Raw genomic sequence first — 24,303 nt, forward strand, 5'->3', positions numbered from 1 at the left:
AGAAACCTAGGCGGGAGATAGCAACACCTAAATTTTTCGATTCGCTCAGGCGAACAAGCAGTAGAAAGTGGTGGAAAACTCTTACTGAATGAAGTTTCACTTTATTAGTATCGGTATTTGGTTGGCATTTTTTTAATTGTATAGGAAACAATAAAATGATGTGCTTGAGGATAACGATATAACCGACTAGTCACGTCCGGCGCATGAGCCCAGCAACGATGCGACTTTAGAAATGCGCCCTACGATAAGAGCCCTCATTGGTTCGTCCCTAAGAGGAAGGCCGACTAAAAACGGGCTTGCCGCTCAGGCGTCGGCATACCCCTGTTTTTAGTGGCATGCATGATTCCTTTATCCCGTAAAAAGGCGTTGTAGGCTCCCACTTCAAGAATGGAAGATGTGAGCTGAAGCGGGAGGTAACAGCCCCTAAATCCCCGATTCGTTCCACTAACCATCAGCGGGGATGAAGAAAACCCCGCTGATGGAAGGTTCACTTTATCTTTCGTTGATTTGTTCCATTCACTACGTTGCTAAACGGGCTTCCCGCGCCTTTGTTCTTTAATTTGTTAGTGCATTAAAGGAAGTCTTAACTATTACAAGAAGAGAAACCTAAGTGGTTTAAATATGGTACTAAAATGGAAAAACTCAAAAAAACGTTATTGCAGAGTGATTACCATGCGTTAATCACAAAAACATTTGGACAGCTATCTATTATATATAAAATATATATATTTTTATATATTTAAATTGACATATTTTAATAATTGCGGTATTATTTAATTGTGAAATGTTGAGCAAATTGTTCGACAATATAAAAGAAATTAGTAACTTAAATGGCGGATTTTAATTTCAAAACGGAATAAATATGTAATTGACAAGAATGGCTGTTACTATTCAAAACTAGGTAGATTTGGTTGTATGAAAGCGAACTAGGATTGATTTCAGAATTAGTTATAGTTAGTGTTGTTTTTCAGTAATTATCGCTGGATAGCATAAAGGGGATTTCAGCTTGCTGGAGGGATAGCAATGAATATCGAAAGATTTATTGAAGCACGCAAAGAAAAAGGGTTATCTCAAATAGAATTAGCTGATGGGATATGCACTCAAGCCACTTTGAGTCGTTTTGAAAATAATGGTCACGTACCTAATTTAAAGATTCTCATCAAATTATGTAATCGTTTAGGTTTACCAATGGGGGAACTCTTTCCAAAAGTTGGAGTGAAATATACGGAAATCATTGAAAAAATGAATAAGGCGGAATTTTTTCTCATCACTAGTGAATATGGGCAGTCTCAAGCGTTGCTAGAAACTATATCTGTTTGTAAGATAGAGGAACCTCTTTTAGCTTTGCGTTACTACTATCTAAAAGGCTTTGTGATGATTTTTCAAGATGCTGAGATAACGGATATTTTGTTTAATTTTGATCAGATTTTACTCGAAGAAGAAGTAAAAGATTCTGAAATTTTTCGTCTGTTAGCATATACCGGAATCGGCATGGTATTTTCACGGGAAAAAGATCAGGAAAAGGCAGAGTTTTATTTTAATAAGGTTCTCGAAAGAATTTATACTTATCCTACTAAAGAGATAGAAGATACTTGGCGGGTATTAAATATCGTTTTTCAATGTGGTGTGTTTTATGCCGAAATGGATGAATTTGATGCTAGTAATGCCTTGTTAGAGTACGCTGTTTCAATTTGCTCAGATAATCACGTGACTTATTACTTAGCGCGGGCAGCCATTCAATTAGCTAAAAATGCTATTACTCAAAATAAGCCTCAGCACGTTATATTAGAACTCATCTATGACGCTCGAGCTTATGCCAAGATTAATAAAAACCATGTAGGGCTTAAACTTTTATCCGATATGGAAAAAGAAGTCTTAAATCAGGGAAGAGTAAGCAGCTTTTATATTTAGTGTAATAGCTAATATGAAGAAGAGTGTTAGAAAAGAGGTGACTGAGATTGGAGCTAAAAAGAAGAGTTGTGCACTTAATGGGGACAGTGATTGATTTATCTGTTCAGCATGAACTTGCTGAAGCAATTTTAGATAAAGTAATAGCACGTTTAAAAGAATATGAGCATCGATTTAGTGCTAACGATCCTAGTTCTGAGTTGATGCAGGTTAATAAAAATGCTGGTATTCAACCAGTGACTGTACACCCAGAACTGTACGAGCTTATTAAGATAGGAAAAGAACACAGTTGTGCTGAAGGAAGCCATTTAAACATTGCTATCGGTCCGTTAGTACAAACTTGGCGTATTGGTTTTTCAAATGCTAGAGTGCCATACAATAATGAAATTACTGAGTTGCTAGAGCGGACAAACCCTAAAAAAATCGTACTCCATGACAAGGAGTGTTCTGTTTTTCTAACTGAACCAGGGATGTTAATCGATTTAGGCGCATTAGCCAAAGGATATATTGCAGATTTAATCATTGATTTTTTAAAAAAAGCTCAGGTAACTTCTGCGTTAATTAACTTAGGTGGAAACTTGGTGGTCTTGGGCCCCTCTCTTAAGCCAGATGGTAATTGGCATATTGGTATTCAAGATCCCTTACAATCTCGCGACGATTATTTAGCTGTTTTAAAAATTTTCAATCAATCAGTTGTTACTTCAGGAGTATATGAAAGAAGCTTGACTCAAGATGGGCAAACTTATCATCATATTATTGATCCTCAAACGGGTTATCCTATGACAACAGACGTGGTTAGTTTAACTATTATTTCTGATCAATCTGTTGATGGAGAAATTTGGACTACGCGTTTATTCGGAAAAACTGCTGATGAAATTATCAAGATTGTAAATGATCTTCAAGGAATGGAATGTATGGTTGTGACCAATAAAGAAGAAATATTTTGTTCAGCAGCTTTGGAAGCCAAAATAGTTAAACAAGCAATCTGAGTTATTAACCGGGGTTAACTGACTCCAGATAAATATATAATATTTAGAGGAAAGGAAGAAACCAATATGAATAAATTTATTGGATTAGTGGGGACAAACTCAGACCATTCTACTAATCGTAAGTTACTGCAATTTATGAAAAAACATTTTTCGGATAAAGCACAGATTGAATTGGTAGAAATTAGAGATGTGCCAATGTTCAACAAGCCTGAGAATAAGAAATTACCCGCTTCAGCTCAAGAAATAGCAGACAAAATTAGTGAGGCAGATGGTGTAATTATTAGTACACCGGAGTATGACCACGCTGTACCAGCATCATTAATGAACGTCTTAAACTGGTTGTCGTACGGGGTCTTCCCATTTGTAGATAAGCCAGTAATGATCACAGGAGCTTCATACGGAACACTAGGTTCTTCAAGAGCTCAAGCTCACTTACGACAAATTTTGGATGCGCCAGAACTAAAAGCACGTATCATGCCTAGCTCAGAATTCTTGTTAAATCATTCTCTGCAAGCTTTTGATGAAGCGGGAAACTTAGTAGATGAGCAACAAGTGGAGACACTTGAAGGATTATTCGATGATTTCTTAACTTTTGTTTCTATTACTAATCAATTGAACCATGCGCATTCAATTAATCGAGAAATAGCAGAAAATTTCTCATGGGAATCTATCTAAAAGGGGAGTGTCATATATGAAATTAGTCGGTATTGTAGGATCTAACGCAGAACTATCATATAACCGAATCTTATTAAAATATATCGCAAAACAATTTAATCATTTATTTGAAATGGAAGTCATTGAAATTAAAGATTTGCCACTATTCAATCAAAGTGATGATCAAACGAATAGTCCAGCTATACAGCGCATTAATAATAAAATTATGCACGCAGATGGTGTGATTATTGCCACTCCTGAGCATAACCATACCATTCCAGCTGGCTTGAAAAGTTTAATTGAGTGGTTATCATTTAAAATTCATCCACTTGAAAACAAACCAGTAATGATTGTAGGAGCTTCATATTACGCTCAAGGCTCTTCACGTGCGCAATTACACTTACGACAAATCTTGGATGCGCCAGGAGTTAATGCGATTGTTATGCCCGGAAATGAATTTTTACTAGGAAAAGTAAAAGAAGCCTTTGATGAACAAGGTAACTTGAAAGATCAAGGAACTCAAAAATTCTTAGAAAGCACGTTGCAAAAATTTGTCCGCTTCGTTAATGTCGTAGCAGTCTTAGAAGGTCCTAAGAAGCCAGCTGATCCAGAAGATTTACACGCTACAGGTAAAATTGACACTACAATCGATGGTGTTGATATGGCGGCAGAAGACTGGGTAGAAAAAGCTGCTGAAATAGTAGGCGCTGTTGAAGGTAAAACGTATGTGAAATTAGATCGCGGTATCTTAACGGTAGATCAATTGAATTATTTCCTAGCCTCTATGCCAATGGAATTAACTTATGCAGACAGCAATAACCAATTCTTGTACTATAACCATACATTGCCTGCTGAAGAAATGTTGGCTTCACGTACACCAGGTCAAGTAGGGAATCCATTAGCTAATTGCCACCCACCAAAATCCCTTAAAAACGTAGAATGGGTGATTCAACAATTACGTTCTGGTGCCACAGATGCCGTTCGTGTTCACGTACCAACTCACGGACCTGATAAATATGTGGTTCATAATTATCAAGCGATGCATGATGAAGCGGGAAACTATGTTGGAATTAATGAGTATATATTAGATTTTAAACCAATTATCGACTGGTATTTAAAACAAACTGGTCAAAAATTAGTTGGCGATGTAGATGCTGTTTCTGGTGCTTCTGCTAATGATAATCACGACGTAGATGGTGTATCAGGCGCCACAGCAAATGATGGTGGTTATAAAAATGTAGATACTGTTTCTAGCACCTCTGTTAATCACCAAAAATGAACTAGTCAAGAAACTTAATGGAGGCTAATCTGTGTAAGTCAAGGTCAATTAAATCATAAGAAAAATGACTGATTCCTCAATAATTCATTCATTTATTTTTGAATCTTATAGAGAAAAGCCTCTCAAAAAAATAAAATGTACCCTATAGAGTAGACACTTTAAAAAAGCCTACCAATAGGGTACGTTTATGTGTAATAGCGAAAAGACACCCTCTGAAGTTGGTCTCTAGTGAAGTGAAGGCAAGGAGGATAAGTGAGGTGCTAACTGTAAGTAAAATGCTCACTTCTGCTATCAAACCATCAGTAAAGAATGAAAGAATCCCTCCCTAATTGGAGATTTAGTTTATAACGTAAGTACGTTCTAGTTATAAAATGCAAAAATAATAAATTTAATTTAAAATTGGAAAAAAGACGTTCTACCGTGATAAAAAAAATAAAAGATGCAAGCCATTCCATATAACTTTTTACAAATGGAACGGCTGGCTATATAGCTGTTATGTAAACAATTATCATAGTGAATTCTATTTTTTATTCTGTAAACTAATTGTTTGCTTCTGGGATTGCTGTATTTTTTCTTTTGCTTCTAGTTCTATAATGGCTTTTAATTCGGTTAAAACAGAGCTAAAATCTGTATGCTCTCCAAGTAGCAAACACAACTCGTATTCAATTGGCTTCCATGTACTAATATCCGCTTCATTGTGTTGTATTTGGACTTCTAGTTTATCCAATGCATTCGCAACTTTTGCCTCGTATGTTTCTTTTGCCTCAAATTCAATCCAAATTCGATACAAATCTTCCCCTAGTTCTTCAGGTAAGATGTTTTTGATGTTGCTCATTGCTCGCAATTCATTAGCTTGTTTCTGCTTCATGGCTGCTACATCATTCATAATTTCAAAGACAGGAATATCTCGTGCTTCTGCTTCTACCAGATCATGAATAATGACCATTTTTAATAATTTGTCCATGTCCAGATTTGTTTTTAAATATGGTTGCAGTAAAACAGCCATTAACGTCATGCGCCATGTGTGTTCTGCAACGCTTTCCCTTCTACCGTTGGATAACCAGCTGTGTCGTAGCTCCGTTTTAAGATTTTCTCCCAGTCTAATAATTTGGTAAATACGTTTTAATTTATCCTGCATGATTTTCACCTCTATGTATATAGTAATAAATAAAATATCTTCTATCGTTGCAATAATAAAAATAGAAGAACCTTTTAAGGAAAAGGTTTCAAAATTCATTGCTCCGGGAAAGAATGTTTAGTATGTTATAGTTAAAGTAGTTGTTCAAAAAGTTGGTTAAAAGTGCTTCTTACAACTCTAGCATCACATGTAATGCATTTTTATTTTTAAGGCCTCTCGAATTATCGATCTGTCGCTGCCTCCTTTTTGAACACCGATCTAAATGAACATGGAAAGGAGGGAAATGATGAAGCAACGCGAAAACGTTATTTTGTTTCCAAAGTGGAGAACTGCACTGGAAGAAGAAAGTTTAATGGCCTTAAAAGAAAAAAGGTTTGCTGAAGCATTGGATAAGTTGGATGAATTATTAAGTTATCAAATCAACAGCTATGAAATTGTAAGTGGGAAGTTAATTTGTTTAATTGAGTTAGGCCGACATCAGGAAGCTCAGGAAATATGCGAGGATGTGCTTCAACATCAAGGTAATCACTATTATCACTATTTACATATTTATTTAACCATTTTATTTCAAACAAATCAATACGATACATTAATGCAACAGGTGGAAGAAGAGTTTAAAGAACATGAAGTACCGGAAGTTTTAAAAGGGCAATTTCAACAACTATATGAAATGAGCAATAAATTAAAAGCAGATATGGTGATTGAACATAGTACGGCATATGTGGAAGAATTGAATAACGCCATTGCTGCTGGAGACTATCAAAAACAGTGGCAGATGATTGAAAAATTACGCCGCATGAAAAGTGAACCTAGTCGTAATATGGTTCATCTATTAGTAAAGGAAGAGATCCATCCAGTTGTAAAAACAGCTATTTTAATTTGGTTACAGGAGATAAACTATAATAACTCGATAGAGGTTAGCAAGTGGGGAAGAAATATAGAAATAAACCCAAACGATATGGAAGACTTCCGGGATCATACGTTAGTGAAACAAATTTTTCTCATCATTAACGAAATGGAACAGAAAAACCCAACGTTATATGGATTGCTGGAGAAACTCTTATATCATTATATGTATGTTAGGTATCCGATACTTCCGTTAAAAGATGAAGCTGAAAACATCGCCTTAGCACTGAAAGCAATTGGTGCAAATTATTTAAATATACAACTGGATGTGGATAGAAACTTAATGAATGTGGATCATTACATAGAAGACATTGAACGGTGTGAAGCCTTGTATTCTAGTATCATTGAGGAAAACTAGAAATATGACGAAATGCTTGAAAGGAGAAGCAATTATGTTATAATGAAATGGTTGTAAATCTCGCTCTTTTAATAATAAGTGAATGTTTGAAAAATGAAGGACACAATAGATTTTGGAGGGAAATATATGTCAGTAAAGTGGGAAAAACAAGAAGGAAATGAAGGTGTACTTACATTTGAAGTAAGTGCAGAGGAATTTGATAAAGCGTTAGACCAGGCATTTAAGAAAGTCGCAAAAGATGTACAAATTCCAGGCTTTCGTAAAGGGAAAATACCCCGCGGATTGTTCGAAAAGCGTTTTGGTGTAGAAGCACTTTATCAGGATGCTGTTGACATTGTGTTGCCGACTGCATATATGCAAGCTGTCGATGAAGCTGAAATTGAGCCAGTTGATCAACCGGATATTGATATTGAATCGATTGGCAAAGGTGAGCCTTTAGTGTTTACCGCTAAAGTAACGGTAAAGCCAGAGGTTAAACTCGGTGAATATAAAGGCTTGGAAGTAGAAGAGGAAACAGTAGAGGTCACAGATGAGGACGTAATGCATGACTTAGAGCATCAACGTGAACATCACGCTGAATTGGTTGTTAAAGAAGATGGTGAAATTGAAGAAGGCGATACTGCTGTTATTGATTTTGAAGGATTTGTAGATGGAGAAGCATTTGAAGGTGGAAAAGCTGAAAATCATTCTTTAGAAATCGGCTCTGGACAATTTATTCCAGGATTTGAAGAGCAGCTTATCGGCAAAAAGCCTGGGGAAGAAGTAGAAGTAAACGTAACTTTCCCCGAGGATTATCACGCAGAGGACCTTGCAGGGAAAGAAGCAACCTTTAAAGTGACTATTCATGAAGTGAAGTTTAAAGAACTCCCTGAGCTTGATGACGAGTTTGCTAAAGATTTAGACGATGAAGTAGAAACGCTTGAAGAATTAAAAGCAAAGAAAAAAGAGCAGCTCTTAGAGCAAAAGAAACAAGATGCAGATAATAAGAAACGTGAAACATTAATTGAAAAAGCAAGTGAGAACACGGAAATCGATATTCCTGATGCAATGGTAGAAACAGAGCTTGACCAAATGGTTCAAGAATTTGAACAACGTCTACAAATGCAAGGAATGACATTAGAAATGTACACTCAATTCTCTGGGCAAGATAAAGATGGCTTAAAAGAGCAAATGCGCGAAGATGCTGAAAAGCGTGTAAAAACAAACCTTACACTAGATGCAATTGCTGAAACAGAGGAATTGGAAGCATCTGATGAAGATGTAGAAGCAGAGCTTGATAAGATGGCAGAAATGTATGGTGCTGAAAAAGAACAAATCAGACAAATGCTTGGTGGTAATGCTGAGGCATTAAAAAACGATTTGAAAAAGCGTAAAGCTATTGATTTCCTTGTTGAACAAAGTAAAGCCGTTTAATTCATTTTAAAAACGTATAAACAGATGTGGAACAGGAAAAGATGCAAACAAGGTGTGATGTTTTCACACCTTGTTTTTCCATATAATTACCTATCGTTCGCTTTCAAAAAGAGGATAAAAAGGATTGGGCAAAATGGATGTCCTGCTTTAAATATCGATGCGATTTAACAGATGCTTTTGTATTTGTACCATGTTTTTTAGTGTTGGTTTGCCTGCATAGCTATCGTTACTTTTGATATACGGAGGGGCTTTGGAATAAAGGATTCCTGCAAAATCATCATCCAATCGATATATCCTTTTTATTCGACTTTTTGGTAATTCTCTTATAAAGTAATACACAGAGTCCATCATAATATACTTAAATATAGGTTCTAACTTATTGTATATGAATAAGGCAGGGACATAACTGAACTATTTACTCTAAAGGTGATTGATGCACTCATGGCTTCGGAAATAAATGTAGATCAAAGCAGTAGAAGGGTATGTTTGGACCTACAATTGCGTTAGCACAAAGAGGTTCAACAGCCAGTATATTTCCAGAGTGGGTTATATATAGCGTCCACCGTGTCTCGGTAGTTCGGATTTTAATTTGATAAAAATGCTTACGCCCTAGCCTCGTTTATACTTCTAACAGTTAGCGCTTATTGTAGTACTGTATGCAAACATGGCAAGTAAAGTATAAATTGTTGGCTGCTAAGTGCCCTGTTTTTAACTTGTAATCGGAGAATTTTGTACATTTGACATGAATCGGACGAACAATGGGTATGCTAGTGTGTATGATCGAAAATATGTCGACTTGGGCAATTATGGATGAATAAGGCACAAAGAAAGGTGTATCGTTTTGTGTTTTAATTTTGATCTGATATGATGACTATAAGTTGAAACCTAAATGAGCAAGTGTAAAGGAAAGAGATTTAACTTTTAGGGGTGAAAATAAAGATGTTTAAATTCAATGAGGAAAAAGGACAATTAAAATGTTCGTTCTGTGGTAAAGGCCAAGATCAAGTTCGGAAGTTAGTCGCCGGACCTGGCGTTTATATATGTGATGAATGTATAGAATTATGTACGGAAATTGTTGAGGAAGAGCTTGGAACAGAAGAGGAAACGGAACTGAAAGAAATTCCGAAGCCACGTGAAATATGTGATATATTAGATGATTATGTGATTGGGCAAGAAAAGGCAAAGAAGAACTTGTCTGTGGCTGTATATAATCATTATAAACGAATTAATACCACAAAAACTTCTTCTGACGACGTAGAATTATCAAAAAGTAATATCGCGATGATTGGTCCGACTGGAAGTGGAAAAACATTATTAGCACAAACTTTGGCACGGATTATTAATGTACCATTTGCGATGGCTGATGCAACTTCCCTTACAGAAGCCGGCTATGTTGGAGAAGATGTAGAAAACATTTTGCTGAAGTTGATTCAAGCAGCAGATTATGATGTGGAAAAAGCAGAAAAAGGTATCATTTACATTGATGAAATAGATAAAGTGGCACGTAAATCGGAAAACCCGTCCATTACGAGAGATGTCTCGGGCGAAGGTGTGCAACAAGCTTTGCTTAAAATTTTGGAAGGTACCGTAGCAAGTGTTCCGCCTCAAGGTGGAAGAAAGCATCCGCATCAAGAATTTATTCAAATCGATACAACCAATATCCTGTTTATCGTCGGTGGTGCATTTGATGGAATTGATCAGGTTATCAAACGTCGTCTCGGTAAAAAAGTAATTGGATTTGGTGCTAATGAAAAACAACAGGACATGGAAATGGGTGAACTGTTAGCAAAAGTATTACCAGAAGACCTGTTGCGCTATGGGCTTATTCCGGAATTTATCGGCAGAATTCCAGTTATTGGAAGTTTAACTCCATTGGATGAAGAAGCGCTAATCGAAATTTTGACGAAGCCGAAAAACGCTCTTGTGAAGCAGTATCAAAAGTTATTCGAGTTAGACAACATAGAATTGGAATTTGAAGAGGCAGCCTTAAAAGAAATTGCTGCCAAAGCAATAGAACGTAAAACAGGAGCAAGGGGTCTACGTTCTATTATTGAAGGTATAACGCTTGATGTCATGTTTGAACTTCCGTCCAGAGATGATATTGAAAAGTGTATTATTACCAAAAAAACAGTGGTAGAAGAAGGCGTTCCTAAGCTAGTGTATCGGGATGGAACGGTAACGGAAGGTGCCAAAAAACACCCGAAAGAAAGTGCTTAAAATAGCTGTTCGAATTGTCCTTCAACAATAAAATATCAAATTTGATTGCTGGACAGTATTGAATTATTCGTACGAGAAGGTTTAGATGGTTGAAAAATCTACGAACAAAACATAATCGTATCGATATTTGCTCTACCAATTAAAACCTGAATAGGTAAAAGAGACTGACTTAATTACACTATGTAACAGGTCAGTCTCTTTTTATCCCGAATGGAAAGTGCTGTGAACCCTTCACTTCGCGCGGATCACGAACTAGATGAAATGAAACGACTAACTAGGGTGATAACAGCACTTAAATTCCTAATTCCTCAAGGGCCATGCGTATTTTAAAAGATAAGAAACCAGCATGGCTCGCCAAGAGCGCAAGCCACCATCTATGATGAAAAATTTTGCTTTATAATGTTTAGATTCTTGAAATACTACCTAAAATAAATAAGTTATATAATGGTAAATAGCGTTTTTTTCATACAAAGTATAAAATGAGGTGCTTGGGGATACCAAAATAACCGAATAGCCACGTCCGGCTCCATCGCCCAGCAACTAGGCGACTTCACGAAATCGCCCTACGATAAGTCATCATCGGTTCGTTACCTCACCGTGATTTCTTTATCTCAGTTGATTCGTTCCATTCGCTATGTTGCTAAACGGGCGCTTGCGCCTTTGGTTCGCAGTACTGACAAAATCAGTGGAGGATGAAAAAACCCCCACTGATTGAAGATTCACTTGATAAGAATAGCTTTTTGTTGCATATGTTTCTTCAACTACTGCAATACTAATGGATATGTATAAAGTTTATAAGCGTATGTTTTAAAAATGGGAATAAAGCTCAGCGATCAGTTTAAGGTAATATACTTAAATAACTAACTGTTGAAAAAGTAGTAAACAAGCTAACTAAGATTATCCTTAAACCATTTTAGCTCACTTTTTGAGCAGCCTGGATAAATTCATTTACAAACTGCATGCTTTTATATAGAATTTAAGAATGTATACATACACCACTACCTATATATGGAGGTACATATGATGACTAATGATAAAATACAACTCCCCCTCCTGCCGTTACGTGGATTACTTGTGTTTCCTTCTATGGTTTTACATCTAGATGTAGGAAGAGAAAAATCCATTTCCGCTATAGAGAAAGCAATGATGGAAAATCAATACATATTTTTAGCGGCACAAAAAAGAACGCGTTTAAAAGAACCGGAGCCAAAGGATATTTATTCTATTGGAACCGTTTCGGTGGTTAAGCAAATGATAAAACTTCCAAATGGCACCATGCGCGTACTGGTTGAAGGATTATATCGAGCTGAAATTTTACGATATGTAGAGCAAGAGCAAGATTTTATAGTGGAAGTGAACAAACTACCTGATATCGAATCAGATCTATATGAGCAAGAAGCACTTATGCGTTCATTATTAACGCAGTTCGAAAAATATACGAGTCTTTCTCAAAAAATTACACATGAGACGTTTGCGACTGTGGCTGATATCGATGAACCTGGTAGATTGGCTGATATCATTACTTCCCATTTATCTTTAAAAATAAAAGAAAAGCAAGCATTATTGGAAACACAGGCGATTAAGGATCGGTTACAACTTTTGATTCAATACATATCAAACGAACAAAAAGTGCTTGATTTAGAAAAAAAGATTGGTCAACGTGTAAAAACTTCGATGGAAAAGACGCAAAAAGAGTATTATCTACGTGAGCAATTAAAGGCAATTCAAAAAGAGCTAGGAGAAAAAGATGGTAAAATGGGAGAGGTGGATGATTTAAGGGAACAGATAAATGATTCTACCATGCCTGGACGTATTCAAACAGTGGCACTTAAAGAATTAGACCGCTATGAAAAAGTACCGCAAAGCTCTGCAGAAAGCTCTGTGATTCGGAATTATATAGAATGGCTGTTAGCGTTACCTTGGGAAGAGAAAACAGCAGATCGGATAGACATCAACCAAGCGGAGAAAATATTGAACAGGGAGCATTATGGATTGGAAAAAGTGAAGGAGCGTATTTTAGAGTACTTAGCAGTACAAAAGCTCACTTCTTCCATTAAAGGACCAATACTCTGTTTAGCAGGTCCGCCTGGAGTTGGCAAAACATCATTAGCGAAATCCATTGCCCATGCGGTTAACCGGAATTTTATCCGAATTTCCTTAGGTGGCATTCGTGATGAAGCTGAAATTCGAGGGCATAGACGAACCTATATTGGTGCAATGCCAGGCCGAATTATTCAAGGAATGAAAAAAGCGAAGACGATCAATCCGGTGTTTTTGCTAGATGAAATTGATAAGATGGCTCATGATTTTCGCGGTGATCCATCCTCTGCTTTACTGGAAGTACTTGACCCGGAGCAGAATCGGCAATTTAGTGATCATTTTATTGAAGAAACGTATGATCTTTCCAATGTTTTGTTTATTGCTACTGCGAACTACATCAATAATATTCCTGCTCCTTTACTTGATCGGATGGAAGTTATTTCAATTGCTGGTTACACGGAAATTGAAAAACAACATATTGCCAAGCGTCATTTATTGCCTAAGCAGTTAAAAGAGAATGGATTAACAAAAGGTCAATTACAAATGCGTGATAACGCGCTGCAAAAGCTGATTCGGTTGTACACAAGAGAAGCAGGGGTTCGTAATTTGGAAAGGCAATTAGCTGCTTTATGCCGAAAAGCTGCCAAGCTCGTTGTGTCTGGAAAGAAAAAACGTATAGTTATCACAGAAAACATTCTAGAGGAGTTGCTCGGGAAACCATTATACCGATATGGCTTGGTGGAAAAGGAACATCAAGTAGGTACAGCCACTGGGCTTGCTTATACAGCTGTAGGAGGCGATACGCTTGCTATTGAAGTTTCCCATTACCCTGGAAAGGGAAAATTAACGCTCACAGGAAAACTAGGTGACGTCATGCAGGAATCTGCCCAAGCTGCTTTTAGTTATATTCGTTCCCGTGCTACCGAATTGAATATCGATCCATCATTTTATGAAAATTGTGATATTCATATTCACGTACCTGAAGGAGCAACACCAAAGGATGGCCCATCTGCCGGTATAACGATGGCTACAGCCTTGGTTTCTTCTTTAACGGGACGAGCCGTAAGAAAAGAAGTAGCAATGACAGGAGAAATAACATTGCGAGGACGTGTTCTTCCGATTGGAGGGCTTAAAGAAAAAACATTAAGTGCTCACCGTGCTGGCATTTCCACTGTCATCATTCCGGAAGATAATAAAAAAGATATTGAATCGATTCCAGAAAGCGTTCGGAAGGATTTAACATTTATAACCGTTCGCCATTTAGACCAAGTATTACAACATGCGTTAGTGGGGGAGCAAGATGAAAGTAACAAAAGCTGAAATAGTTATAAGTGCGGTTAGTGAAAAACAATACCCAAATGATCGATTACCCGAAATAGCCTTAGCGGGCCGATCGAATGTCGGAAAATCTTCCTTTATTAATACGCTAATTAACCGAAAAAATTTAGCACGAACTTCTTCAAAACCAGGAAAAACACAAACGCTAAATTTTTATCGTATGAATGATGCGTTTTATTTTGTCGATGTCCCAGGCTATGGTTATGCAAAAGTGTCTAAGAAGGAAAGGCAAAAGTGGGGAAGAATGATGGAGGAGTACTTTGGAAAACGCAGTTCTCTCCAAGCTGTTCTTTTAATTACAGACATTCGTCACGAGCCTACAAGCGATGATTTGCAAATGTATGATTTTTTAAAGTATTATGAGCTACCGGTTATAATTGTGGCTACTAAATTGGATAAAATATCTAAAAATAAACGATCCCATCATGTAAAACGAACAGGGGATGCTTTCCAATTAGAAGCAGGAGACTATTTATTACCCTTTTCTGCGGAAACAGGTGAAGGTAAAGAAGAAGCTTGGGCTATTCTCCGACAGTTTATGGCTCTATAATGAAAAGGAAAAAGCCACATGCGGTTGGTTAGCAGTATATACTGAACCGAACTGGAGGAGAGAAAACGGTGAGCTAGAAGCGGAAGTTAAAAACTTAACTTAAGAAAATGGTACTAATCCTGGCTCGGAAAAGAATAGAGCCAGGATTAGTATACTTTCTTACCTTTTAACCAAGGCGCTCTCTTCGGAGGAGCGCTTTAACTTTGTTAGCTTATTTAACTTATTTATGTGATTTACGCCCTTTTAACAAATAGAATCCAATAATAATCAATAGAACGGGCCAGAAACGTTCCATCAAATCGACAATGGAATAAATCCAGTTAAACCAGGTTGGGAGTTGAACAGAGAAAATCATAATTAAAGAAAAAGCAATTAGCAATAATCCAGGTATAACCCCTTCTTTCGTTTGAAAAAATCGAACGATAAATGCAATACCTACAATTAATACATACATGGCCCAATGATCAATCCAGAAAGAATAATAGGCAAGCCCGTAAAAATGAATGCCGAGTCCGAGTAAAATCGTACCACTAAATAAATTCTGATAATTTTTTGTAATATAGCTATGAATTAAAAGGACAAGTCCAATTACAATAATTATCGTTTGCCACGAATAAAAGTTATTAAAAATGGGGATATTTAACTGTTGAAGTAAAAAAAACAGACCAATACCAATAAGTAAATAGGCTGTGAGAGTATTTTGTTTTTTCAAGTGATCACCTCATGACGTTGTAGTTCGAATTCTTGCTTCTTTACTGCTGTTATGATAAAGTACAGACGTATTGCGTACAACGTCTTATACGTTATATGCTAGCACAATGTTTCAGATTATGTTCACATTTTGCTAAATTGTAACGAAATATACATGTTATAATAGAAATTAGCAATAATATTATTTTATATTCATTATTAAATGATAGTTTTTGTTTTTAAGGTTATTAGAGCCTACTGTCGTAGATGATGTGCAATGAGAGTAAGAGTCTTTTCACTGATTAATAACTAGCTCAAGTGCATTGTTTTCAAAAGTATTCATGATTGAAGTTTCACTTTATTTGGGGGTAGATGGTTGTGCATATTTTAAAGGTTGGTTTTAATTATAAAACAACCCCTGTAGAAATTAGGGAAAAGCTTGCCTTTTCAGAGCATAATGTTCATGAAGCCATGGCGACTTTGAACGGACAAAAAAGTGTTTTAGAAAATGTGATTGTTTCAACTTGTAATCGTACCGAAATTTATGCGGTGGTAGATCAGTTACACACGGGACGATACTATATTAAACAATTTCTTGCTGACTGGTTTCAGGAGGAAAAAACCACCTTTTCTTCTTTTTTGCAAATTACGGAAAATGATGGGGCAATGGAGCATTTATTTCGTGTTGTGACAGGGCTAGATTCGATGGTATTAGGGGAAACGCAAATTTTAGGACAAGTAAAGCAGGCATTTTTAACTGCACAAAAAACGGGGACGACAGGAACCGTCTTTAATGAGTTGTTTAAACAAGCTATTACTTTTGGTAAGCGTGTACAGAAAGATACAGCTATAGGTAAACAAGCTGTTTCGGTTAGCTATGCTGCTGTAGAATTAGCAAGAAAAATCTTTGGTGACTTAAAGCAAAAACACGTTGTTATATTAGGTGCGGGAAAAATGGGTGAACTCGCTGTCAAGAATTTGCAAGGATCTGGCGCTACTGAAATTACGGTTGTGAACCGTACCATGGAAAATGCGGAGGCATTGGCTGCGAAATTTGCTGCACGAGCAGAGACAATGGATCGGTTATCAACTGTGTTGCAAAATGCGGATATTTTACTTACTTCGACAGGGTCTTCATCCGTTGTTCTGACTAAACAATTGATGGAGAAGGTGCAAAAAGGGCGGAAGGGAAATCCTTTGTTCTTAGTAGATATTGCGGTTCCACGAGACATTGATCCGACTGTAAGTGAATTAGATAATATCTTCTTGTATGATATTGATGATCTACAGCATATCGTTGATGAGAATTTAGAAGCGAGAAAAGAAGCAGCGGGACAAATTGAACTGATGTTTGAAGCAGAAATGGTTGCATTTAAAGAATGGTTGAAAACATTAGGTGTCGTGCCTGTTATTTCAGCTTTACGACAAAAAGCACTTTCTATTCAAGCTGAAACGGTGAAAAGTATTCAAAGAAAAATGCCTGACCTGACAGAAAGAGAAAAAAAGGTCATTAATAAACATACAAAAAGCATTATCAACCAATTATTAAAAGAGCCAATTACACAAGCTAAAGAAATGGCGGTAGGGGATCGTTCGAGTGAATCACTTCAGTTGTTTATAGACATTTTCGGTATCCATGAAGAAGTCCAGGAAGAACTAGATAAACAAGCAAAAAAAAATGATACAAATAAGGTCATGAAAAATAAGCAAGTATCCTTTCCGCTTTTAAATAAGATGCCGACCATATAATGAGAGGATTTCACATATGGTAGAATTGAAATGGCTTTATGAATTCATATTAATGATTTATGGGTTAAGCTTGATGGGATACTTTATTGATTTTGTTCAAGACAACCGGAGGGTAAATCGCATCGCCTTCTGGTTGCTTAGTTTGGTTTGGATCATTCAAACCGTTTTTTTATTCTATGAAGTATTTTTTGTAAAGAGTTTTCCAGTTGTAAGTTTAAATGATAGTCTGTTTTTCTATTCGTGGGTTTTAGTATCGATTTCATTGCTTGCGAACAAGCTATTTCCAGTTAACTTTATAGTGTTTTTTACGAACGTCTTTAGTTTTTTCATTTTATTATTGTATTTGCTATCTGATGCGAAAAGGAATTGGCAAGCACATGCGGTACAATTTGTTCACGAAATCGTAATCGCTCATGTTACTATCGCACTTATATCTTATGGTTTTTTTACGCTCTCATTTTTATTATCCGTCATGTATTTAATTCAATATCAATTAATAAAACGAAAAAAAGGCTTAAAATGGATGTGGCGATTTGCGGATTTAAATCAACTAGACAACTATGCTTTTAAAACAGTAACCATAGGTGTTCCGTTATTGTTAATCGCGATTATTCTAGGAATTGTTTGGGCCTATGTATCTGGTGCTCTGTTTTACTGGGTGGACTTAAAAACGATTGGTTCTTTCTTTGTATTGGCTGTTTATATCATTTATTTAGTAATCCGATTATTAAAACGATATAGGGGCAGGGCCATTGCTATGTATAATACAGTCGCGTTTTTATTGTTACTCATTAATTTCTTTTTATTTAGTACGTTATCGAAATTTCATTTTTAACTGTAGGGGGGAATTAATTTGCGTACATTAGTTGTAGGTTCTCGTAAAAGCAATCTTGCAGTAACGCAAACGAATTGGGTCATTGATCAATTGAAGAAAGCAGGAGTAAAAAATGACTTCAAAGTCAAGAAAATTGTTACAAAAGGCGACCGGATTTTGGATGTTACTTTATCCAAGGTAGGCGGAAAAGGTCTGTTTATTAAAGAAATTGAACAGGCTATGTATGATAAGGAAATTGATTTAGCAGTACATAGTATGAAGGATATGCCGTCTGCAATGCCAGAAGGACTTATCATTACAACGATTCCTAAACGTGAAGATCATCGTGATGCGTTTCTGTCTAAGGGAAATGTGCGTTTTAAAGATTTGCCGAACGGTGCAATTGTTGGTACGAGCAGTTTACGCAGAGCTGCCCAAATACAAGCGATAAGACCAGATGTTACAATAAAATGGATACGTGGAAACATAGAAACACGGATAAGGAAATTGCAGGAAGAAGATTATGATGCCATTATATTGGCAGTATCTGGATTAAAACGTGTCGGCTTAAGTGAAGCGTTAATTACCGAGTATTTAGAGCCAGAAGTTTGTGTTCCTGCAGTTGGACAGGGAGCTTTAGCGATAGAATGTCGTGAAGATGACCACGAATTGAAAGAACTATTAACAGCTATTCATGACGAAGATACTGCTCGAACGGTGACCGCAGAACGAACATTTCTTCATTTGCTTGAGGGAGGATGTCAAGTGCCGATTGGCGGTTATGCATATTTAGAGGGAGAAACAATTGTATTAACAGCCTTTGTAGGTACTCCAGATGGAAAAACAGTGTTAAAAGAAATAGTTCGCGGGGAGGAGCCAGAAGCGGTTGGAAAAAAAGCAGCTCAATTATTGCTGGATCGTGGTGCAAAGGAAATTATTGAAAAGGTAAAAGAGGAGCTTAATGAGTAATGTGCTTACCACTGCTTGGAAAACGAATTTTAATCACTCGTGAACAAAGAAAAGCAGCTAAGTTTGCACAAAAAATAAAAGGTTTAGGGGGCGAACCTGTAGAAATCCCCCTTATTTATATTACTTGTATACGCCCTCCAAATCATGATGTTATCCAACAATTAATGAAGTATCAATGGATTTTTTTTACGAGTGGAAATGGAGTAGCCTGCTTTTTTCAGCTATTAAAGCATGAATGCATTCCTCTAGAGCATCTAGCAAAACTTAACATTGCAGTAGTAGGGCGCAAAACAGAAACTAAACTCATCGAGCTAACAGGTCGTTCGGCTGATTTTATACCAAGCTCTTTTGATGCAGATACGATGGCCGATGAATTTTTAACTCAATATCCTGATGCCAATGAATTCCTGCTCGTTCGTGGGAATCTTTCTCGCGATGTTCTACCAGAGCGGTTCGAGAAGAGAAAGAAAACATATACAAACCTTGAAGTCTATGAAACGCATAAAAATGAACAAATGCAATTACTTTTACAAACCACCTTAGCAAAAACGGTCATCGATTATATTACGTTCACAAGTCCTTCTACGGTGGAAGCATTTGCTCATATGACTACTGCTAGAAAGGTAGCGCCATGCATTTGTATTGGTACAACGACCGAGCAGCGAGCCAAAGAATTAGGATTTAGCCCTATTTTAACAGCCAAAGAATTTACAGTAGATGGTATGATTGAATGTATAAAGCAAGATGTTACGAATCAAAGAAAGGAAGAGACAGAATGACAAACTTACCGACTTTTGACCGACACCGTAGATTAAGACACACATCAGCGATCAGGGATTTAGTAAGAGAAACCCACTTGCATATAGCTGATTTAGTGTATCCAATGTTTGTAGTGGAAGGAGAAAAGATCAAACAGGAAGTTCCTTCTATGCCTGGTGTATACCAGCTATCCATTGATTTACTAACTGAAGAGATAGATGAGCTTGACCAGCTTGGCATTCAGGCAGTTATTTTGTTTGGTGTGCCAAACGAAAAGGATGCAGAAGGCACTGGGGCGTTTAGTGATAATGGAATCGTACAACAGGCAACGAGGGTAATTAAAGCACAGAAACCATCGATGCTTGTGATCGCAGATACTTGTTTATGCGAGTATACGTCACATGGACATTGCGGTGTTATACATGAACATGATGTAGACAACGATGCATCATTGGAATTACTTGCTAAAACTGCTGTTTCACAAGTAAAAGCGGGTGCAGATATTATTGCTCCTTCTAACATGATGGACGGGTTCGTGACAGCTATTCGCTCTGCCTTGGACGTAGCGGGTTTTACGCAAATTCCAATTATGTCGTATGCGGTTAAATACGCCTCCTCATTTTATGGCCCATTTCGAGACGCGGCGGATAGCACACCACAATTTGGAGACCGAAAAACATATCAAATGGACCCTGCTAATCGATTAGAAGCACTTCGAGAAGCAAAATCAGATGTTGCCGAGGGTGCAGACTTTTTAATTGTTAAGCCCGCCCTTAGCTATTTAGATATTGTACGTGACGTAAGAAATAACTTTGATCTACCTATTGTCGCTTATAATGTAAGTGGAGAGTATGCTATGGTAAAAGCAGCAGCACAAAATGGCTGGATTGATGAGAAGGCACTAGTGATGGAAAAGCTGCTTTCCATGAAACGTGCTGGAGCTGATTTGATTATAACCTATTTTGCAAAAGATGCCGCAAAATGGTTAGCTACTACAAAGTAGATAGGAGGATGCTTGATGGAGAATTTTATGAAATCCAAAGATGCTTACAAAGAAGCAGTTGACTTGATGCCGGGTGGTGTTAATTCCCCAGTACGTGCATTTAAATCTGTTGGGATGTCGCCAATATTTATGGAATTTGGCAAGGGGTCTAAGATTACGGATGTGGATGGCAATGAATATATCGATTATGTTTTAAGCTGGGGTCCATTGATCTTGGGGCATGCAGATGAACGTGTTGTAACAAAGTTAAAGGAAGTAACGGAAAAAGGGACAAGCTTCGGTGCACCAACATTATTGGAAAATGAACTTGCACAACTCGTTATTGATCGTGTTCCATCGATTGAAATGGTTCGAATGGTAAATTCAGGTACCGAAGCTACGATGAGTGCATTACGGATAGCTAGAGGGTACACGGGAAGAGATAAAATAGTAAAGTTTGAAGGGAATTACCATGGTCATGGTGACTCGTTGTTAATTAAGGCGGGCTCTGGTGTTGCTACGCTCGGACTCCCAGACAGCCCAGGTGTCCCTAAAACGATTGCTCAAAACACGATAACTGTTCCATATAATGATTTAGAAAGTGTTCGTTATGCGTTTGAGACGTATGGAGATGACATTGCTGCTGTTATTGTAGAACCGGTTAGCGGTAACATGGGAGTTGTGCCACCAAAAGCAGGCTTCCTGCAAGGCTTAAGGGAAATTACGGAGCAAAACGGAACGGTACTTATTTTTGATGAAGTAATGACAGGTTTTCGTGTAGGTTATCACTGTGCGCAAGGTCACTTTGGAGTAACGCCGGATATGACATGTCTAGGAAAAGTAATTGGTGGAGGATTACCGGTTGGAGCTTATGGTGGAAAACGAGAAATTATGGAGAAAGTTGCTCCAACTGGATCCATCTATCAAGCAGGAACACTATCTGGAAATCCATTAGCAATGACGGCAGGGCTAGAGACGTTAAAAGCACTAAATGAATCGTCTTATGAAGCCATTAATAAGCAAGTAGATCGATTAGTGGAAGGATTTACCGAAGCTGCAAGCAAATATAATATACCGTTACAAATTAATCGGGCTGGTTCAATGGTAGGTGTATTCTTTACAAATGAAGAAGTGGTGAATTTTAAGACGGCGCAATCTGCAAATCTTGATTATTTTGCCCAATACTACCGAGCAATGATCGAACAAGGAGTATTTCTTCCACCTTCTCAATTTGAAGGTCTATTTCTATCCACTGCTCATACAGATAAAGATATTGAGCACACCATTAAAGCCATTCATACTGCTTTTGCGTCAATCAAGTAAAGCTTTATTCAGTGGGGCTTCCCCTTATAATTAGCGGCTCAAAGGTTAAGACCTCAGACAAAAGGGAAAAACTATTTTTATGTGCAATTGATGGCTAACGTAGCTTTCTTTGATCTTGAAAAAGAAGGATTCTTTTCTGTGGTTACACCTACTGGGATCAACGTATTACCTGCCCGAGCGATCGGGAATTTAGGTGGCGCATCCTCCCAAATAGACTTTTCTGTACCGTCTTTAATTTTTGAAGTGATTTGGTTTTCGGCACCTCAAAACTAGATAAAATAAGAAACAAGACCTCTGCTAGCTTAAATATTTTTGTTTTGGAGAGATTAACCTGGATCAAATCTTTCGAAACATCAATGTTTAGCCAGGGGTTTTTGTTGTATAGGAAACTATAAAATGAGGTGCTTGGGGATAACGAAATAACCGACTAGTTACGTCCGGCGCATGAGCCCAGCAACGATGCGACTTTAGAAATGCGCCCTACAGATAAGTTATCATCGGTTCGTCGCCTCACCGTGATTCCTTTATCTTTAGTTGATTCGTTCCATTCGCTACGTTGCTAAACGGGCGCCCCGCGCCTTTGTTCTTGTGTTAAAAGGTTTGTAAAATCACATAGCATTTCTTCAACCTTCGTGGAACTCAAGTCTCTCCGATTGTAATATCTGAAAGGAGTCGTTCATATAGTTGAATAAGGCATATCATCATATATGAACTATATGATGGAGAGGAGGAGAACCATGACAAATAAGGAGTCCGTATTTCAGTTTGAACTGAATGAAACGCTCTACTTTGAAAAAGGACAGGAAGTGAATGAAATGAGAGGGGTTTCTTTGGAACCAGATATCTCTATTCATTCATTTCACGATTATATTTCGATTCGAGGAGTTATTGAGTTAAAAGGAGAGTATGAAAAGAGCAGTCACAACGATTTTTACAGTGATTTAGAATTAAATGAGATGGCTTCAAAACGATATGTTGAAGTAGTTGAAGAAGAAAACGAAGATGGCTTATGTATATTCTCCCACCGCTTTCCAGTAGAAATCTCTGTACCTGCAAACCGTATAGCAGATTTAAACGATATAAGCGTTTATATTCAAACCTTTGATTATGAAATCCCCGACCCAACATTATTCCGCTTATATTCTACAATAGAAATCCATGGTATCCAACAGGAAGAGCGTATGGTTCCAACTGAGCAACAGGAAGTGGATGAGGAACAATCGGAGGACGAATTCGATGTTGCAACAGCAGAAGCGGACAGTGATTTCCGTGAAGAAAACGTGGATCATTTTCAGTTTGAACTTCAACAGTCGGAGTTAGATCATAAAAGTGAAGAGATAGAAGATAATCAGTCATTGCCATTTCTCGATGATCCGAATCAGGAAGTACTGGATGAGGAGCGATTGGAAGTAAGCGAGGAAACAGAAAAAGTACTGGATGAGGAACAATTGGAAGTAAGCAAAGAAACAGAAAAAACACTAAGAGTAGAAGAAATAAATAAGGCGGAAGATCAGGAGGAGTTGGCAGAGGGACCTGCATCCACAGAGGATACCAATGAGGAAATAGATGAAACTGGAAGATGGAAGTATAAAGAAACAAAAACATTAAAGGAATTTTTTGGCACAGAGGCTAAGGAAAACGATGATTTGGATGAAGAAGAAATGGAAGAGGATGAAGATTATGAATGGACAGAGGAGGAATATGAGCAGGAGGACGCTGAGACTTCCCCTGAAGTAAATCAAAATAGTGATGATCGGCGTAATCATGAAGGTGTTAAGGATGTTAGCTATTTAGCTGATATGTTTAGTGGTAAAGAAGAAAATAGCTATACAAGTATGCGCTTATGTATCGTACAGGAACAGGATACGATTGACTCGATTGCGGAAAGGTATCAAGTTTCAGCATTACAATTAATTAAACAGAATCGTTTAGATGACGATTATGATGTTACAGAAGGACAATTACTATACATTCCGCAAAAGAAGAAACAATGACTTTAAAGATAATGAAGTATTCCTACAGGGTGCCTTTCAACCTCGAAAAAAATCGGTTGTGGCCCCTAATTGCTTCCTTTAGCAATGAACATGAGGATGATCGTTCAAAAAAACTAGTAATTATATAACGTATGTTCGCCTTAGTGGCAAGCTTGTTTAGCCCTAAATACGGAATGATGATGATTATTGAAACGATAAATTATTAATTACTAGGACACGGAAAAGTTTTTTTA

At 37.3% G+C, this 24,303-nt stretch carries 19 protein-coding genes; 17 read left to right on the forward strand and 2 right to left on the reverse strand.

The genetic code is table 11. The features are described from left to right. The first annotated feature begins 1,023 nt into the window (after positions 1-1,023). The 4 genes from KBP50_RS07045 to KBP50_RS07060 all read left to right on the forward strand — a co-directional run bounded on the left by KBP50_RS07045 (position 1,024) and on the right by KBP50_RS07060 (position 4,830). On the forward strand, positions 1,024-1,911 hold the full coding sequence (locus KBP50_RS07045; RefSeq protein ID WP_050353228.1) for a helix-turn-helix domain-containing protein: 888 nt from the start codon (positions 1,024-1,026) through the stop codon (positions 1,909-1,911). 47 nt (positions 1,912-1,958) lie between these two features. Continuing rightward, a complete protein-coding gene (locus KBP50_RS07050) occupies positions 1,959-2,897 on the forward strand; it encodes an FAD:protein FMN transferase (protein WP_050353227.1) in 939 nt (312 codons plus the stop codon). 66 nt (positions 2,898-2,963) lie between these two features. Continuing rightward, on the forward strand, positions 2,964-3,572 hold the full coding sequence (locus tag KBP50_RS07055) for an NADPH-dependent FMN reductase (RefSeq protein WP_050353226.1): 609 nt from the start codon (positions 2,964-2,966) through the stop codon (positions 3,570-3,572). A 16-nt stretch (positions 3,573-3,588) separates the two neighbouring features. After that, positions 3,589-4,830 (forward strand): NAD(P)H-dependent oxidoreductase, encoded by a 1,242-nt coding sequence (locus tag KBP50_RS07060; protein ID WP_050353225.1) that lies wholly within the window; start codon positions 3,589-3,591, stop codon positions 4,828-4,830. A 520-nt stretch (positions 4,831-5,350) separates the two neighbouring features. Here KBP50_RS07060 and KBP50_RS07065 read toward each other — a convergent pair. Further along, positions 5,351-5,968 (reverse strand): HD domain-containing protein, encoded by a 618-nt coding sequence (locus KBP50_RS07065; protein WP_050353561.1) that lies wholly within the window; start codon positions 5,966-5,968, stop codon positions 5,351-5,353. Positions 5,969-6,254: 286 nt separating this feature from the next. Here KBP50_RS07065 and KBP50_RS07070 point away from each other — a divergent pair, with 286 nt between their 5' ends. From KBP50_RS07070 to yihA, 5 genes are all read left to right on the forward strand, one after another. Then, the gene (locus KBP50_RS07070) at positions 6,255-7,232 is read left to right on the forward strand and encodes a tetratricopeptide repeat protein (protein WP_232231295.1); all 978 of its coding nucleotides are present in this window, start codon (positions 6,255-6,257) and stop codon (positions 7,230-7,232) included. A 126-nt stretch (positions 7,233-7,358) separates the two neighbouring features. Further along, positions 7,359-8,645, forward strand: coding sequence for a trigger factor (gene tig, locus KBP50_RS07075; protein WP_050353223.1), 1,287 nt, complete (start codon positions 7,359-7,361; stop codon positions 8,643-8,645). 939 nt (positions 8,646-9,584) lie between these two features. After that, positions 9,585-10,862 (forward strand): ATP-dependent protease ATP-binding subunit ClpX, encoded by a 1,278-nt coding sequence (clpX, locus tag KBP50_RS07080; protein WP_050353222.1) that lies wholly within the window; start codon positions 9,585-9,587, stop codon positions 10,860-10,862. A gap of 1,023 nt (positions 10,863-11,885) precedes the next feature. Then, positions 11,886-14,222 (forward strand): endopeptidase La, encoded by a 2,337-nt coding sequence (gene lon / locus KBP50_RS07085; protein ID WP_050353221.1) that lies wholly within the window; start codon positions 11,886-11,888, stop codon positions 14,220-14,222. After that, positions 14,203-14,790 carry a ribosome biogenesis GTP-binding protein YihA/YsxC gene (yihA, locus tag KBP50_RS07090; protein ID WP_050353220.1) on the forward strand — a complete coding sequence of 196 codons (588 nt, stop codon included), beginning with the start codon at positions 14,203-14,205 and terminating at the stop codon, positions 14,788-14,790. Before lon ends, yihA begins: the two co-directional genes overlap by 20 nt. Positions 14,791-15,010: 220 nt before the next feature. Here the strand turns inward: yihA and KBP50_RS07095 are convergent, their stop codons facing one another. Beyond that, a complete protein-coding gene (locus tag KBP50_RS07095) occupies positions 15,011-15,502 on the reverse strand; it encodes a LiaI-LiaF-like domain-containing protein (RefSeq protein WP_050353219.1) in 492 nt (163 codons plus the stop codon). Between the two features lie 356 nt (positions 15,503-15,858). Here KBP50_RS07095 and hemA point away from each other — a divergent pair, with 356 nt between their 5' ends. From hemA to KBP50_RS07135, 8 genes are all read left to right on the forward strand, one after another. Then, positions 15,859-17,229, forward strand: coding sequence for a glutamyl-tRNA reductase (gene hemA / locus KBP50_RS07100; RefSeq protein WP_050353218.1), 1,371 nt, complete (start codon positions 15,859-15,861; stop codon positions 17,227-17,229). Positions 17,230-17,245: 16 nt separating this feature from the next. Next, positions 17,246-18,064 (forward strand): cytochrome C assembly family protein, encoded by an 819-nt coding sequence (locus KBP50_RS07105; RefSeq protein ID WP_050353217.1) that lies wholly within the window; start codon positions 17,246-17,248, stop codon positions 18,062-18,064. Between the two features lie 18 nt (positions 18,065-18,082). Next, entirely contained in the window at positions 18,083-19,012 is a 930-nt protein-coding gene (gene hemC / locus KBP50_RS07110) for a hydroxymethylbilane synthase (RefSeq protein WP_050353216.1), read from the forward strand. Next, complete coding sequence (locus KBP50_RS07115; protein WP_050353215.1) at positions 19,012-19,791, forward strand: uroporphyrinogen-III synthase; 780 nt, start codon at positions 19,012-19,014, stop codon at positions 19,789-19,791. The genes hemC and KBP50_RS07115 overlap by 1 nt, the downstream gene beginning before the upstream one ends. Beyond that, positions 19,788-20,774, forward strand: coding sequence for a porphobilinogen synthase (hemB, locus tag KBP50_RS07120; RefSeq protein ID WP_050353214.1), 987 nt, complete (start codon positions 19,788-19,790; stop codon positions 20,772-20,774). The genes KBP50_RS07115 and hemB overlap by 4 nt, the downstream gene beginning before the upstream one ends. A gap of 15 nt (positions 20,775-20,789) precedes the next feature. Next, the gene (gene hemL, locus KBP50_RS07125; RefSeq protein ID WP_050353213.1) at positions 20,790-22,076 is read left to right on the forward strand and encodes a glutamate-1-semialdehyde 2,1-aminomutase; all 1,287 of its coding nucleotides are present in this window, start codon (positions 20,790-20,792) and stop codon (positions 22,074-22,076) included. A gap of 90 nt (positions 22,077-22,166) precedes the next feature. Next, on the forward strand, positions 22,167-22,349 hold the full coding sequence (locus tag KBP50_RS07130; RefSeq protein WP_128743505.1) for a hypothetical protein: 183 nt from the start codon (positions 22,167-22,169) through the stop codon (positions 22,347-22,349). Between the two features lie 464 nt (positions 22,350-22,813). Next, entirely contained in the window at positions 22,814-24,070 is a 1,257-nt protein-coding gene (locus tag KBP50_RS07135; RefSeq protein WP_050353211.1) for a LysM peptidoglycan-binding domain-containing protein, read from the forward strand. Positions 24,071-24,303: the final 233 nt, after the last annotated feature.

Source organism: Virgibacillus pantothenticus, assembly GCF_018075365.1.
GTDB lineage: Bacteria > Bacillota > Bacilli > Bacillales > Amphibacillaceae > Virgibacillus > Virgibacillus pantothenticus.

Excerpts from the sequence above, each read along its gene's own strand:
- KBP50_RS07045 (WP_050353228.1), top strand. The coding sequence starts at position 1,024 with ATGAATATCGAAAGATTTATTGAAGCACGCAAAGAAAAAGGGTTATCT.
- KBP50_RS07055 (WP_050353226.1), top strand. The coding sequence starts at position 2,964 with ATGAATAAATTTATTGGATTAGTGGGGACAAACTCAGACCATTCTACT.
- KBP50_RS07060 (WP_050353225.1), top strand. The coding sequence starts at position 3,589 with ATGAAATTAGTCGGTATTGTAGGATCTAACGCAGAACTATCATATAAC.
- KBP50_RS07065 (WP_050353561.1), bottom strand. The coding sequence starts at position 5,968 with ATGCAGGATAAATTAAAACGTATTTACCAAATTATTAGACTGGGAGAA.
- KBP50_RS07070 (WP_232231295.1), top strand. The coding sequence starts at position 6,255 with ATGAAGCAACGCGAAAACGTTATTTTGTTTCCAAAGTGGAGAACTGCA.
- tig (WP_050353223.1), top strand. The coding sequence starts at position 7,359 with ATGTCAGTAAAGTGGGAAAAACAAGAAGGAAATGAAGGTGTACTTACA.
- clpX (WP_050353222.1), top strand. The coding sequence starts at position 9,585 with ATGTTTAAATTCAATGAGGAAAAAGGACAATTAAAATGTTCGTTCTGT.
- lon (WP_050353221.1), top strand. The coding sequence starts at position 11,886 with ATGACTAATGATAAAATACAACTCCCCCTCCTGCCGTTACGTGGATTA.
- yihA (WP_050353220.1), top strand. The coding sequence starts at position 14,203 with ATGAAAGTAACAAAAGCTGAAATAGTTATAAGTGCGGTTAGTGAAAAA.
- KBP50_RS07105 (WP_050353217.1), top strand. The coding sequence starts at position 17,246 with ATGGTAGAATTGAAATGGCTTTATGAATTCATATTAATGATTTATGGG.
- KBP50_RS07115 (WP_050353215.1), top strand. The coding sequence starts at position 19,012 with ATGTGCTTACCACTGCTTGGAAAACGAATTTTAATCACTCGTGAACAA.
- hemB (WP_050353214.1), top strand. The coding sequence starts at position 19,788 with ATGACAAACTTACCGACTTTTGACCGACACCGTAGATTAAGACACACA.
- hemL (WP_050353213.1), top strand. The coding sequence starts at position 20,790 with ATGGAGAATTTTATGAAATCCAAAGATGCTTACAAAGAAGCAGTTGAC.
- KBP50_RS07130 (WP_128743505.1), top strand. The coding sequence starts at position 22,167 with ATGGCTAACGTAGCTTTCTTTGATCTTGAAAAAGAAGGATTCTTTTCT.
- KBP50_RS07135 (WP_050353211.1), top strand. The coding sequence starts at position 22,814 with ATGACAAATAAGGAGTCCGTATTTCAGTTTGAACTGAATGAAACGCTC.